This window comes from Flavobacterium flavipallidum, from assembly GCF_038289905.1.
GTDB lineage: Bacteria > Bacteroidota > Bacteroidia > Flavobacteriales > Flavobacteriaceae > Flavobacterium > Flavobacterium flavipallidum.
The window spans coordinates 1-14221 of record NZ_JBBYHU010000029.1 but is presented as its reverse complement, the minus strand read 5'-3'; the positions used below and the strand labels follow the sequence as shown (position 1 = coordinate 14221).

The 14221-nt window shown below is 31.5% G+C and carries 8 protein-coding genes; 6 read left to right on the top strand and 2 right to left on the bottom strand.

Going from position 1 to position 14221, the window contains the following annotated elements; genetic code table 11:
- Position 1: 1 nt before the first annotated feature.
- Positions 2 to 1066: a hypothetical protein gene (locus AAEO59_RS12795; protein WP_341701141.1), complete on the bottom strand. Its 1065-nt coding sequence runs from the start codon at positions 1064 to 1066 to the stop codon at positions 2 to 4.
- Positions 1067 to 1393: 327 nt separating this feature from the next.
- Between AAEO59_RS12795 and AAEO59_RS12790 the strand changes: the two genes are divergently transcribed.
- The 4 genes from AAEO59_RS12790 (at position 1394) to AAEO59_RS12775 (ending at position 9867) form a co-directional block, all read left to right on the top strand.
- A complete protein-coding gene (locus tag AAEO59_RS12790) occupies positions 1394 to 3175 on the top strand; it encodes a PAS domain-containing sensor histidine kinase (RefSeq protein WP_341701140.1) in 1782 nt (593 codons plus the stop codon).
- A complete protein-coding gene (locus tag AAEO59_RS12785) occupies positions 3165 to 3572 on the top strand; it encodes a response regulator (protein ID WP_341701139.1) in 408 nt (135 codons plus the stop codon). The genes AAEO59_RS12790 and AAEO59_RS12785 overlap by 11 nt, the downstream gene beginning before the upstream one ends.
- Positions 3573 to 3633: 61 nt before the next feature.
- Positions 3634 to 5466 (top strand): choice-of-anchor L domain-containing protein, encoded by a 1833-nt coding sequence (locus tag AAEO59_RS12780; protein WP_341701138.1) that lies wholly within the window; start codon positions 3634 to 3636, stop codon positions 5464 to 5466.
- Between the two features lie 30 nt (positions 5467 to 5496).
- Positions 5497 to 9867, top strand: coding sequence for a T9SS type B sorting domain-containing protein (locus tag AAEO59_RS12775; protein WP_341701137.1), 4371 nt, complete (start codon positions 5497 to 5499; stop codon positions 9865 to 9867).
- 116 nt (positions 9868 to 9983) lie between these two features.
- Here the strand turns inward: AAEO59_RS12775 and typA are convergent, their stop codons facing one another.
- Positions 9984 to 11780 carry a translational GTPase TypA gene (typA, locus tag AAEO59_RS12770; protein WP_341701136.1) on the bottom strand — a complete coding sequence of 599 codons (1797 nt, stop codon included), beginning with the start codon at positions 11778 to 11780 and terminating at the stop codon, positions 9984 to 9986.
- Between the two features lie 171 nt (positions 11781 to 11951).
- Here typA and AAEO59_RS12765 point away from each other — a divergent pair, with 171 nt between their 5' ends.
- Together AAEO59_RS12765 and AAEO59_RS12760 are read left to right on the top strand one after the other, a co-directional pair.
- Positions 11952 to 13664, top strand: a complete 1713-nt coding sequence (locus AAEO59_RS12765; RefSeq protein ID WP_341701135.1) for a PAS domain-containing sensor histidine kinase — start codon at positions 11952 to 11954, stop codon at positions 13662 to 13664.
- Between the two features lie 2 nt (positions 13665 to 13666).
- Entirely contained in the window at positions 13667 to 14065 is a 399-nt protein-coding gene (locus AAEO59_RS12760) for a response regulator (protein ID WP_341701134.1), read from the top strand.
- Positions 14066 to 14221 lie beyond the last annotated feature (156 nt).

Here is a 14221-nt window from a genome sequence, read left to right as displayed (position 1 = left end):
TTTATGAACCAGGTTTAAATACATCTGGATGTTTAAAGTTTCGGGTAACAAATTTAAAAGCTGCACTTAAAACATAGCCCATTGAGGTTGCTTTTTTAAAATTCAAATCATTAGTATAACGGTATAACTCTAATTTTAATTGTTGGATATGGGCTTCAGGAGCAATGGTATCATGAGACATTATGCGAAGAATCTTTTGAATTCGTGTTTCGGCAGAAATAATTCTTTTGGCCAAAGCAGCTCGTTCCTCATGTTTATATTGCTCTATGGAGCTTTTTTGCAATTTCTCTTTGATTAAATGAATCATTGGATAATTTTCCTTGAAAAACTGAGGTCGATAAATCTTAAAATTACCTTCATAACATTGCTGATCAAAATCTATTGCTCTGATTTTATAAACCACTTGGTCAAAATCATGAATAGGTACAATCACGTAATTATAAGCTCGCATATCACCTAAAAGACGGATCATACATCGCTCGTTGAATTTCACAAATTCTTTAGCAATTTGAGATTTTTCGGTTTCGGTACAAGAATCAAGTAGCGTTTCCATAAAAACATCACCTGGAATCCCTATTATATGTTCCTCAATCAAAGTATCATTATATACTAGAAAGTTAATTTTGTCCGGCGATAAAATATGTTCCAATTCTAATCCGTAAATACGGGAAGCATCGGCTTTTTTAATGTAAAAATGAACGTAGTTATCGTTTAAAACATTACGAACTTTAATTCGGAACGGTTTTGAATTTCCAAAAGTACAGTAATCAATAGCATCCACATTTAAGAACTTAATAATGTCAAGATTTCCATCAGAATGCAGCAAAGAATAGATTTTTTTTAAATTTAAATCAATCTCATTCCTCTCAAATTCATTGTAATAAACCCGAGCCCACAAAGTATCGTTATCGTTTTTATCATAAACGTTTATGGAACCAGAAAAGCGCAAAAAATCATCATAGGAAATAGCCACCTTTGACATTCGATCAAAACGTTCTAAATATTCAACCAGATCATGATTTATAGGATATGTTGGTTTTTTAAACAACGGAGAAACTTCGCTCATGCGTAAATGTATTTACACAAAAATACATTATTTCTTTGAAAGCCTTATAAGTAAATAGGTTTCTGTAATCCAATTTTAGCTTTTCAATTCTTTTTTACTTAAACACTGACTGCCAAACAACTACTATTTAAGTATATTTTCTACACTTTCAAACACTCAAAAAAAAGATGCTGTTCATCGATTTTATTTGTTTGGACATTTCTCCTTAAGTATTTTTATTTTTTTTAAACAAAATACGTAAGTACAATATTTTTATTTAAACCTATTTTTATAATAACACCATTCTGAAAAATCAAATTTTTAAAACGACTATTACAATAGCTATTTATGAAAACTAAACAAGATTTTTATATTAAAGAAACGGTAGCAATTGGAAAATGGGATTTAGATCTTAGTACAAAAAGCTTCTTTTGGGACAAAACAACTAAAGAAATTTTTGAAGTACCCGAATATTTTGTCCCTAGTTTTAAAAATGCTACAACTTTTTTTAACCGTAAAAACCTAATTAGCTTTAAAGCAATTATCAATAAAGCAATAGAGAACAAAACAGCTGTATGTGGAAAATTTGAAATTCTTTCGGCAACAAATAAAACCAAACAATTGGAGTGTTTTTGTCAGGTTGAATTTGATTTAGATACAATTATTAGAATCTATGGATTTGTAAAAGATATTAGTATCGAAGAAAAACGAATCAATAAATTAGAATCAATAATTCAAAAATATAGTTCTGTATTCTCAAATATTCAGGAAGCTTTAATTATTGTAGATATCAATTCGAAACTTATCACTAATTGTAACGATTCGATTCTCAAGCTAAGTTCTTATACAAGAACTGAATTAATTGGCTCACCTTGCAGTATTTTATTCCCTGCTGAAGACAAAAAATGTGTTGATCTCGATACTCCATTTGTAAAAGAAACACTTCTTAAAACAAAAAACGGCGATTTAATTCCTGTCAAAATCACTGCTCAAGAAAGTTTTACTATTGATGACCATGTCTTTTTAGTTTGTTCTATAAAAGACATTACCAAAAAAAAACAAACTGAAGAAAATCTAAATTTATTATCACTGGTCGCTTCTGAAACTACTGATAGCATTGTCATACTTAATTTAGAAGGAAAAGCCATTTGGACTAATCAAGCTTACATGGAACTTATTGGTTTGACTGCGGATGAAATCATTGACAAACATCCTGACTATCTTAATTTTGGCATTAAAAACAATCTGGAAAGCATTAATAAGATTTCTCATGCTGTCAAAAATAAAAAGGGCACAAGTGTTGTTTTATACCATTTTAACAAAAAACAAGAAAAATGCTGGCTGGAATTAAACATCACTCCTATTGTTGACATTAATGGTATTTGTATTAAATTCATAGGAATTGGAAGAGATATAACAGCTGCAAAACAGAAAGAAATTGAACTCAAGAAAATCTTAGAAGTTACTAACCAACAAAATAACAAACTTTTAAACTTCACCCATATTGTCTCCCACAATATTCGTTCACACACCAGTAACTTGCTAATGGTATTAGATGTAATTGAAAACACCGATGATACTACCGAGAAACTAAGCTTCATTGAAATGTTTAAAGAAGGTGCTGAAAAATTATCGGAAACAATTGAAAATTTAAATGAAGTAATAACCATTCAAAAAAATACGAACACCCAAAAGACAAGTGTAAATTTTAAAACGGAATTAGAAAAAAGCTTAATTCCTTATCAAAATAAACTTAGTATTTCGTATACTATTCCTGAAGATTTGATGTTAAATGTGATTCCGACTTATTTAGAAAACATACTTCAAAATCTATTAGATAATGCTGTTAAATACCAATCTCCTGATCGATTTCCAAAATTAGAAATAAGCCATAAAAACATGGATGGATTTGAAATTATTTCTTTCAAAGACAATGGACTGGGAATTAACATCAAAAAAAATAAACATAAATTATTTGGTATGTACAAAACCTTTCACAATAATGATGATGCAAAAGGAATTGGTCTATTTATCGTTAAAAATCAAATTGAAACAATGAAAGGCAAAATTGAAGTAGAGAGTAAAGAAGGACAAGGAAGCACTTTTAAATTATTTTTTAATGAAAAATAAATTAACCTACATTATAGATGATGATAAATTATCAATTAGACTAATGAGTATGCTAATTGAGAAAAACAATTTTTGCGAAAAAATCATTTCTTTTCACAACCCACAAACTGCATTAAATGAATTAATTGAAAACGCCCAAAATCCATCAAATCTACCAGATGTAATTCTATTAGATTTAAACATGCCTATTCTTGACGGCTGGCAGTTTCTGGATGAGTTGAAAAACATTTCATTTGCAAAAAAAATTATCATTTTTATCGTTTCTTCATCTATCGATCCTACTGATTTAGAAATGGCTAAAAACTATTCCACTGTTAAAAATTATATCATAAAACCTCTCAATTCTGACAAGCTTAAACAAGCTACAACACTAATTGAAAATGAAGCTACTAATTAAGCTTCGCCTGCTCATATCCTGCTATTAAAAAAACAGATATTTATACTAACTTTGTAAGTCTATGAAAGTCTACAAAGCCATATTATTCTGTTGTATACTCAACTTTCTTTGCTCACATTTACGTGCTCAAATCATCACCATTGACGACACAAAAAATGCAGCAGAACTGGTAAGTATATTAACTAATAATAGTTCCTGTTTAGAAATACTTAACCAATCGGTATCAGGAAATAAGCTTACAGCTGGAAAAAACAGCTATGGAACTTTCACAAATAATTCTTCTAATTTTCCTTTTCAATCCGGAATCATTTTAAGTACCGGAAACAGTAGTGACGCCATTGGTCCATTTATTAGAAATGAAGGATTAGAAACCGCTGCCTGGCCTGGTGACACCGATTTAAATCAAATTTTAAATATTAATTCCATAAATGCTACCGTACTAGAATTTGATTTTATCCCAACTACAAACGGCATTAGTTTCAACTATTTTTTTGCTTCCAATGAATATCAGGATGATTATCCCTGCTTTTATTCTGATGGATTTGCTTTTTTGATTAAAGAAAAAGCCAGCACAAATCCCTATCAAAATTTGGCCGTCATCCCTCAAACAACGACAACAGTTTCTTCCTTTAATATTCATCCAAAAATCAATTTCAAAGCGGGTTGTCAAGCAAAAAACGAATCTTACTTTGGTCAATTTAATAACACAAACAACAATAATAGTCCGATAAATTTTGCCGGACAAACTAAAGTTTTTAATGCTAAAACTAATGTTACACCCGGAAAAACCTATCATATTAAATTAGTCATTGCAGATGATAAAAGCTATTATTATGATTCCGCAATTTTCATAGAAGCAGCAAGTTTTAATTCTGCAATCGACTTGGGTACAGATCGATTATTAGCAACTAACAGTGCTATTTGCTTTGGCGAAAACTATATTATTGACACCAAATTATCTCCATCATACAACTATAAATGGTACAAAGACGGCATTTTACAATCAGCCGAAAATAATCCTTCTTATATTGTTACAGCTCCCGGAACTTATAAAGTTGAAGTTACACTGTCACCATCAAGCTGTAGTGCCACAAATCAAATAAAAATCGAATATACCCCTGAAATTATTTTAAACAATAGTACACTAACACATTGTAATTTTGATGGGGATGGCAAAGATGTTTTCAACTTAACCGAAGCAGATGATATCATAAAAAACAATAATTCTGCTTTGAGCGATGTAACTTATTTTGAGAATTTAACCGATGCTAAAACAAATAGCAATCCTATTCCAAATCCTACTTATTATACGAACCAATCTTTAACACAAACGCTTATTGCTAAAGTTACTAATTCTTTCAATTGTGCTAATTATGCCGAATTAACTTTAAATATTTCAAATACAATACCTCTAACACCAATTACAATAATAACAGCTGTTGAAACTAAAAATTTTGAAGGCAATAAAAATTCGGCAACAATAAAATATTCCGGCACCGGAAATTATGAATTTTCAATTGATGGAAATTTGTATCAAAACAGTCCTGTATTTTTAAATATTCCTGCAGGAAATTATATTGCCTATGCCCGTGATAAAAATTCATGTGAAAATGCTGTCCCCTATCCTTTTTTTATTTTAGACTACCCCCGCTTTTTCACTCCAAATGGAGATGGTTTTAATGATACCTGGACAATTAAAAACCTAAATCAGCTTCCACCGGCTATTATAACTATATTTGATCGTTATGGAAAACTGTTAAAACAATTCAATTCTCAAAACTTAAATTGGGAAGGCACTTTCAACGGAGTCACCCTTCCATCAGATGATTACTGGTTTAACATAATTTCTGACAATAAAGAAATAATTAGAGGCAATTTTTCACTAAAACGATAAATAATAAGCATTATTTTATACATTTATCAAATGAGAAGTTATCTTTCGTTTGGTCTAATGTTAATCGCTCTAAATTGTTTTGCGCAATTTAGCAGAACGCATTATATACCTCCTCTTGCAAACCAAAATCAAACTTTAAAAGCAGGAGATCAATATCTATATATATCGACTCCTAGTACTAAGGATGTAGCTTTAAAAATCATAGCTATTGGAGGACAAATCATTAATGCAGCGGTAAGCAACAATAGTCCTTATATTTATAAAATAGGAATTGGAATCGACACCCAATTATTCACTCCAAAAACCGTAATTGGAAAATTAATAAATAAAGGATTCATCATCGAAGCCGATGATTTAATTTATTGCAGTGTTAGAGTTAATGCCGGTTTTAATCCAAATAATGGCGAATACAATCATGCGGGAGGTTTAGTTTCAAAGGGAAATAGTGCCATTGGAACTACATTCAGATTAGGTGCCATGCTCAATCCTTTGGACGATAGTGCCCTACTTAATTTTGCCTCAATTTTGGCAACCGAAAACAATACAAATATTACTATTTCTAACATTCCAACAGGAACTATATTAACTGATGGAACGGTAGTAAATGGACCTATTACAATTAATTTAAACAAAAGTCAGTGTTACATAATTGCATTAGAAAACATTCCAAATTCCCTCACTTCTAATAGTGTAAAAATGGTTGGCGCTTTAATAGAATCTGACAAAGGAATTGTGGTCAATTCTGGTTCTTTTGGAGGAAGTAACAGTACAGAAACAAACGCTAATGGCTCAACAGGAAGAGATGTAGGTTTTGACCAAATAGTACCTTTAGAGAAAACTGGGAAAGAATATATTTTTACTAAAGGAAACGGAACTAACGAAACTGAAAGAATTATTCTGGTAGCCCATAATCCTCAAACAGAGGTTTATTTAAATGGAAACGCTTCTCCAAGTTACATACTACAACCCGGAGAATATGCAGCAATTGATGGAACTAATTTTATAAACAACAATCTCTATGTAAAAACAAACAAAAATGTATTTGCTTATCAATGCATTGGTGAGACAAATAGACCCGCAAATCAAAACTTATTTTTTGTTCCTCCTCTTAATTGTTCTACTCCAAATACTGTTGATAATATTCCGCATATAGAATCTATTGGAGACATATCCTACTCTGGAGGAATGAATATTATAACCGAAAGAGACGCTGTTGTAACCATTAACAATTCCCCTATCAATTCAACACCATTTGATATAACAGGAAATACTAATTATGTCCGTTATTCTTTAAACAATTTAACAGGTAACATTAGTGTCAAATCAACCAGACAGGTATATGTATCCTATTTGGGCACTAATAGTGCTGCAACTTATGGTGGATATTATTCAGGATTTGATTCTAAACCTGAAATCGCCTTAGACAAATTAAACCTTGGAATCTCATCTTGTATACCTAATCTCGTTTTAGAAGTCAATTCAATCCTAAATTACGACACTTTTCAATGGTATTTTAATGAAGTACCTATTAGCAATGCAAATACTAATTCATACACACCCTTACAACCCGGATATTATAAAGTAAGAGGGAGTATTAGTAGTTGTGGTACAACCATTTTATCAGACATAATACCAGTTAGCAATTGCCCAACTGATATTGACAACGACAACATAAATGACAATATCGATTTGGACAATGACAATGATGGAATAACAAACTGTACTGAATCCTATGGAGACCAAGGCATTAATATTTCAAATTTAAATTCCGGAAATATCATCATAGGCAATTATTCGAACTCATTTACCGGAACAATTAACACATCTGCCGTTTCCAGCACAACACCATTTATAGGAAATTCAGATGGAAGCATTGTCTCTGAAATTCCTGCCGGTAAAGGTAATTTTACAAAATATACACTCAGCTTTTCAAAACCGATGAGTGCCGGAATTGAATATACATCAACAGCTAATAGTTCTAACTTTTTAAATGCTAATGCTGAGTATATTATTGCTACAGACGTTGACAAAACCATTACTGTTCTTAACCCAAACAATAATTTATTAATAGATACAAATTATGATGGAATTTACGAAAGTGGTGTGACTGAATTCTCATCTTTTGAAATCCGATTCCAAATAAACGGGATATCACCTTTAGTAGCAGGATCAACTAGTTTTAAATTCTTAAGCCATTTAGTTAATTCAATAAGTTTTACCCATAAAAACCTTTTAGATTCGCAAGCAAACAAAAGTACTATGAAGTTTTTCGCTGTTTGTGTTCCAAAAGACTCAAATGGAGATGGAATTGAAGATCAATTAGATAAAGATAGTGACGGTGATAACATCCCTGATATAACTGAAAGTCAGGGCAATAATTTTATCTTAAACACGACAGATACAAATAAAAATGGATTATATGATGTTTTCGAAATAAATTTAAGCCCTAATGATACCGACAACGATATTATCCCTGATTATTTAGATTTAGATAGCGATAATGATGGAATACTTGACTCTGTTGAAACCGGAAGTAATAATACAGACACCGACAATGATGGAATAAAAAACTTCAGAGACCTTGATAGTGATGGAGATTCCTGCGACGATGTTATTGAAGCTGGATTTACTGATACGTCTGGAAATCATATTTTAGGCACTACATTCCCTCCAATGGTTGACACAAAAGGAATGGTTACAAGCCGAACAAATGGCTATACCTTACCAAATCCTAATTATTCTATTGTTGCACCAATACTTATCACAAACCAACCAAACGCAATTCCAAACTGTTTAAACCAACCTAATTCAATATCTATAAATGTAAATGGCGACAGTTACCAATGGCAAATTTCTACAGATGGAACATCATGGAATAATGTAAACAACAATAGTTTCTATTCAGGTGTTACTTCTTCAATATTGAATATTAATTCTGTAACTCAAAATATGATTGGTTACAAATACCGTGTAATCATAAATAAATTAGGAAATAGCTGTGGATTAATTTCAAACGAAACAATTCTAACTACCTTGGATTTACCAGTAGTTAACGATATAACCATTAAACAATGTGACGACGATTTAGACACTAAAAGCACTTTTAATCTCACTGTTAAAAACAATGAAATTTCAAATAATTATCTGAATGAAACTTTTAGTTATTTTACCACTGCGGTAGCTGCTAACTCCAACGATTCTTCTAAAAAAATTGCAAATCCATTCGCATATTTTGCTGATAACGGAACTATAGTTTGGGCCAGAATTGAAAATTCGAATAACTGTTACTCTGTAGCAAAGATAGACCTCATTGTATCAACCACACAAATTCCGTCCACCTTCAACATCTCTTTTGAAAACTGTGATGATTATATTGACGAAGCAAGTAACGATTATGATGGAATTACAGCTTTCGATTTTAGCAGTGCAACCAATACAATTTTAGCAATCCTTCCCTCTCCAAAAAACAATTATGTTATAAAATATTACGAAACCGAAGCTGATGCCTTATCTGAAATCAATGAAATAACAAACACCAAAAATCATCGCAACAATCTTTCACCTAAAGAACAAAAAATTTGGGTAAGAGTCGATAATAATTTAGACAACAGCTGCTTTGGTATTGGACCACACATAACTCTAATTACTAATCCAAAACCAAATATAGATATTAATGCTAATCATTTAGCCGATGTTTACGTTTGTAATAATTTACCTGATTTTTACGTAACCTTAGATGCTGGCTTACTTGATGGAAGTCCAATAACCGATTACAACTATATTTGGACAAAAGACAATCAAATTTTAACCAACAAAACAAATGCTACTCTTACAGTAAATAAACCCGGAATTTATACCGTTACAGTTAGTTCGCAAAAAGGTTGCAGCCGCACCAGAACAATTTCAGTAATTGCTTCAGAAATTGCCCGATTAAGCAATATAGAAGTAAATGAATTAAGCGAAAATAACAGTATTTTAGTTATTGTCGAAGGTATTGGAAATTATGAATACAGTTTAGACGATGAAAACAGCTTTTATCAAGATTCTAACCTTTTGGAGAACGTTCCCTCCGGAATACACGAAGTATATATTAGAGACAAGAATGGTTGTGGTATTATCAATAAATCAGTTGCCCTTTTAGGAGTTCCAAAATTTTTCACGCCAAACAATGATGGGTATAATGACTATTGGATAATTAAGGGTATCAATGCGACTTTTAATTCAAAAACAGTGATTCATGTTTTTGACCGTTATGGAAAATTAATTAAAGATATCAACCCACAAAGCCAGGGCTGGGATGGAACATTAAACGGAATTCCACTTCCGGCAGATGATTACTGGTTTACTGCCAAACTCGAAAACGGCAAAGAAATCAAAGGACATTTTAGTTTGAAAAGATAATCTTTCTAAAAAATTCCAAATTCCACTTAAAAATAACCCTAAAAAAAGAATCCCAAACTCCTATTCCGAAAGTATTCGGGAGGAATTTGGGATTTTTTTATTGAAGATTTAATCTTTTAGATTTTATATCTTTTTCTATCAGTTTCAGATAAGTAAATTTTTCTTAAACGAAGTGATTTTGGAGTAACCTCTACATACTCATCTTTTTGGATATACTCTAAAGCCTCTTCTAATGAGAATTTGATAGCAGGAATGATTCTTGCTTTATCATCAGCTCCTGAAGAACGAACGTTAGATAACTTTTTCGTTTTAGTCACATTCACAGTCATATCATCACTACGAGTGTTTTCACCAATTACCTGTCCTTCGTAAATATCTTCGTTAGGATCAACAAAGAATTTACCACGATCTTGTAATTTATCAATAGAATAAGGAATTGCTTTACCATTTTCCATAGAAATTAAAGAACCGTTGTTACGTCCAGGAATTTCTCCTTTGTATGGTTCATATCCAATGAAACGGTGAGACATAATAGCTTCACCAGCCGTAGCTGTAAGCAATTGATTTCTCAAACCAATAATTCCACGAGAAGGAATATTGAATTTAACAATCATACGCTCCCCTTTTCCTTCCATTGAAAGCATTTCTCCTTTTCTAACAGAAACAAATTCTACAGCTCTTCCAGAAAGATTTTCAGGCAAATCAATAGTTAATTCTTCAATTGGTTCACATTTCACACCATCAACCTCTTTAATAATTACTTGTGGTTGACCAATTTGTAACTCATAACCTTCTCTTCTCATTGTTTCAATAAGAACTGACAAGTGTAATACACCACGACCAAAAACCATGAACTTATCAGCTGAATCAGTTTCAGCAACTCTCATAGCTAAGTTTTTCTCTAACTCTTTTGTTAAACGCTCACGAATGTGACGAGAAGTTACAAATTTACCTTCTTTACCAAAGAAAGGTGAATCATTAATAGTGAAAAGCATACTCATTGTAGGCTCATCAATTGCAATTGTTTGCAAAGCTTCTGGATTTTCATAATCGGCAATTGTATCACCAATTTCAAATCCTTCAATACCTACAACAGCACAAATATCTCCAGCATGAACTTCCTCTACTTTTTTACGTCCAAGACCTTCAAAAGTATGTAATTCTTTTATTCTTGATTTAATAACTTTACCATCTCTTTTTACTAATGAAATTGGCATTCCTTCTTTTAAAACACCTCTTTCTAAACGACCAATAGCAATACGACCTGTAAAAGAAGAGAAATCTAAAGAGGTAATTAGCATTTGTGGAGTTCCTTCAGAAACTTTAGGAGCAGGCACATTAGCAATAACCATATCTAATAAAGGCTCTATGTTTTCAGTTTGCACTTTCCAATCTTCAGACATCCAGTTGTTCTTAGCAGAACCATAAACTGCAGGAAAATCTAGTTGTTCTTCAGTAGCTCCTAATTCAAACATTAAGTCAAAAACTTTCTCATGAACTTCTTCAGGAGTACAGTTTTCTTTATCTACTTTATTGATAACCACACAAGGTTTTAACCCTAAATCAATTGCTTTTTGCAATACAAAACGAGTTTGAGGCATAGGTCCCTCAAAAGCATCAACTAGCAAACATACTCCATCTGCCATGTTTAATACACGTTCTACCTCTCCACCAAAATCGGCGTGTCCAGGAGTATCAATAATATTGATTTTTGTACCTTTATATGAAACCGAAACGTTTTTAGAAGTAATTGTGATACCTCTTTCACGCTCTAGGTCGTTGTTGTCTAGGATCAAATCTCCAGTGTTCTCGTTTTCACGAAATAACTGACAATGATACATAATCTTATCAACCAAAGTGGTTTTACCGTGATCGACGTGGGCAATAATTGCAATGTTTCTAATAGCTTCCATCTGTGATTTTTAATGGCTGCAAAGGTACACTTTATTTTGATATAAAAAATATTTCTTAAACACTTTACCTTTACTCTCAAAGAATAATACATAGTTATATAGAAAACAAGATTTCGCAAATAAATTTTCACAGAAATTTTGCTTTTAACAATTAATAATTATATTTGGTTGATGAAAAGAAAAAACAACCAAATAACAATAATATACTTACTTATTGCCTTTGTTTTGGCAACTTTTCTATATAACTTCTCCTTACTATATATTAAACCTGAAAACTATCTTCTTTTCAATTTAATCAAGGATTTTATATTAATTTTACTTACAGCATTTGCTATTAGATTTATCCTAACCAACAATGAGGCTAAAAACAAAATTATCTTTGAAAGACTAGAAAACACAAATCACGAAATCAAAGAATCCAACGACAAATATGACATCGTTGCTAAAGCCACAAGCGACACCATTTGGGACTGGAAAATTCAGGAAGACAAACTTAATTGGAGCAAAGGAATAAAAGCCGTTTTCGGTTATGAAGAGGATCAGGTTGGAGACAGTTCAAGCTGGTGGTTTGGAAATATCCATCCGGAGGACAGTATCAAAATGTCAATTAAATTATATTCATTTATTGAACAAAAAACAGAAAAATGGCAAGATGAATATCGCTTCAAATGTGCTGACGATACTTATAAATATGTCCTAGATAGAGGATTTCTTCTTAAGGATGAAAACGGAAAAGCTATTCGAATGATTGGTGCGCTTCAGGATATCACCAAACAAAAAGAAGAGGAATTACGATTAAAATTACTCGAAACTGTAATTTTACAAACCAAAGAATCTATTGTCATCACTGAGGCTAATTTAAATAAAAACCTCCTTCCAAAAGTAATCTATGTAAATCCGGCTTTCACTACTATGACCGGATACAAATCTGAAGAAATTTTAAACAACACCCTAAGTATCTTAAGAGGTCCAAATACTGAAATTGGTGTTCTAAAAAGAATTTTCGAAATCATTCAACAAAAACAAGAAGGACAACTTGAAATTAAAGCTTATAAAAAAGATAAAACTGTTTTTTGGCTTCGTTTTACAATGATCCCTATCTATAATGCCGAAAACGAGTTATCACATTGGGTTTCAATCCAAAGAGATGTTACAGAAGAAAAAAACCAAGAAAAAGAGAAAGAACAATTAATCAAAGAACTTACTCAAAACAATAAAGATTTAAAACAATTCTCCTACATTACTTCTCACAACCTGAGAGCTCCAATGTCTAATTTAACAGGCCTTCTAAATCTCATTGAAGACATTGAAATAGAAGATCCTGAATTAAAAGAAATTGTCGATGGTTTCAACAAATCAACTCATTTATTAAATGAGACTATTGAGGACTTAACCAAAGTCATGATAATTAAAGACAACACATCTATTCAAAAAGAAAACATTTCACTCAAAGAAATTTTTGAAAACGTCTTTAGTCAATTAACAAATCAAATAGAATTTCACAAACCCATATTAAAGTTAGATATTGACAATATAACGCTATTAAACACTAACAAAGCATACTTAGAAAGCATATTATTGAACCTTTTGACAAATTCTTTAAAATACAGTTCAAAAGAACGCCAATTAAGAATCTCAATACTCGGACAACAAAATGGCAATTCAATTAAACTTATTTTTAAAGATAACGGTATAGGAATTGACCTTAATAAGAACAAAGACAAAGTTTTTGGATTATATCAAAGATTCCATGACTACCCTGATAGTAAAGGACTTGGTTTATACCTTGTAAAATCGCAAGTTGAAGCAATGCAAGGAAACATTGAAATAGAAAGCCAAGTAAACAAAGGAACTATAATTACATTAACATTTAAAAACAATTAACAATGTTAGATTTAATTCTATGTGTCGATGACGACCCCATCACCCTTATGTTATGTAAAAAAGTAATTACTAAGGCTTCATTTTCAAATGCAATAATTACAGCAAAAAATGGTGAAGAAGCAATACAATATTTTGACTCACTTCTGAACAGTGAAAACAACAAAATTCCCCAATTGGTTTTCTTAGATTTAAATATGCCTGTCATGGATGGATGGGACTTCTTAGACACATTTAACACCCCTGAATATTCCCAAGTTACAACAAAAGTAGTTGTATTATCGTCAACCATAGATCCCGCAGACCATCAAAAATCAAAAAGCTACCCAATGGTTATAGATTTTCTATCTAAACCAATTTCAAACGAAATGTTGAATTATTTACAAGAAAAACTAACTAAATAAATTATCATCATTGAGTATAAAACCTTAAAACCAAAAAATCCCATTTTGAAAATATTTCAAAATGGGATTTTTTATTCAAATCACCTAACTTTATACTTAAGAATTAGCTTCTCTTCTGAAACCTTTAAACTATTCTAAGATATAAACCTTTATATC